General features: G+C 38.4%; 1 protein-coding gene. It reads right to left on the reverse strand.

Going from position 1 to position 1504, the window contains the following annotated elements; all coding sequences use genetic code 11:
* Positions 1–93 precede the first annotated feature (93 nt).
* Positions 94–1191: an ISL3 family transposase gene (locus QUB30_RS33550; RefSeq protein ID WP_333342672.1), complete on the reverse strand. Its 1098-nt coding sequence runs from the start codon at positions 1189–1191 to the stop codon at positions 94–96.
* Positions 1192–1504: the final 313 nt, after the last annotated feature.

Genomic DNA, 1504 nt, shown 5'->3' on the forward strand with positions numbered 1-1504 from the left:
GGCTCTTCAGGACTTGTGGTGATAACTTTATCTAATCAATCATAATAATCTTCAATATTTTTGAGTGGCTAAATCGGTAATTTATAAGGAGTCTTATGAAAAAGCTGATAAAAGACGTAACCGAAAGTTTTCAAATTTTCTAAACCCATAACCTTGCCGTTTTATGAGCTTTATCTTGTTGTTAATTCCTTCCATAGCTCCACTGCTAGAATGACTAATAAAGTAATTACAGATGGTTGGCAAATGGGTGGAAATAGTTTGAATAACTTGGCCGTAAATTGTTCGGGCTTTTTGTAACCATTCTTCAAAGCGCTTTTGGCCTTCCCAAACGGTTTGACTGGTTTCATAAATCTGGCGGAATTCCTCTTTGTATTCGTAGGCGGACTTCAATCGCTTAGATTTAGATGAGGATAAGATATTTTCCAATTCCGTGCTTTCCGAATTGTTTAAGTCACTTCCGTTTCTTAAAATTAGAGAGAGTTGATCGGCTCTTTTCACCCCAGAAGATTTGGCGATTTTTTTTAACTCTTCAATGAGAGGTTTCATTACATGAAATCGGTCGGTCACAATTTGAGCATTGGGAAAAATTTCTTCAATAACTTTTGGAAAGCCATGCCACATATCAACACTAACTTCTTTTACCGCTTTTGTGACCTGAAGCGGAAGTTCTGAAAGCTTTGATATCAAACAATCTTGGCTTCGTCCATCAATGACTTCTATAAGCTTCTTTTTATCCAAGTCGCAGATCACCGCTTTATAATTTTTATGCCCTTTACGCATAGCAATTTCATCAAGACTTATCCGGCTAGTTCCAAGCCACTGCTGCTCGGCTATGTTGGAAGCCCAGTGATTAAATATCCCTTGAATTTCATCATAAGATCGCCCCTCAATTGATGCAACTTGAGCTAGGTTTGATGACTTGACCCGCTCAAAAATATTTTTTTCATACCGCAGAGTATGCCGCCGCTTCGATTCTATCCAAGGCAGGTTTTCTGTGAAATACTTTTGACAATGACGACAATAAAATTGCCGACGTGGGACCTGCAAATAAGTGGCTTTATCAAAACAAGGAAGGTCTCGTACTAAGATGGGACGATTTTGATGGATTTCGGTGCTATAGCTTTGACATAAAGGACAGTGTGTTCCTAAGTTGGTCAATTTGATTTTTAAGCAAATCCCATCTTCTAACATCGTAAATTCTCGCTTCGGTCACATCAGGTAAGCCCAGTATTAAATTGAGATGATTTTCCATAAACCCAAGCTCAAAATTTTTTAGGGGGAAAGGGTGACTTCCACAAACCAGCTAGATTTTATCAGTTTAGGGCTTAACTTTGAGCCAGCTAACTAAACTTAATGATTTTTTCAAGATTTTGCAGAGTTATAAGACTCGGTTTTTCAACCGGAGGAGCTAAAAACCTTCATTTATATGGGCTTCAGCTTCTAATCTGGTACGCCGGACTCCTCATTGATTAGATAAAGTTATCACCACAAGTTCTCAAGAGCC

Source organism: Microcoleus sp. BROC3 (genome assembly GCF_036702515.1).
Classification (GTDB): domain Bacteria; phylum Cyanobacteriota; class Cyanobacteriia; order Cyanobacteriales; family Microcoleaceae; genus Microcoleus.

Bases quoted from the DNA above. Each gene is read 5' to 3' on its own strand.
- QUB30_RS33550 (WP_333342672.1), bottom strand. From the start codon at position 1,191: ATGTTAGAAGATGGGATTTGCTTAAAAATCAAATTGACCAACTTAGGA.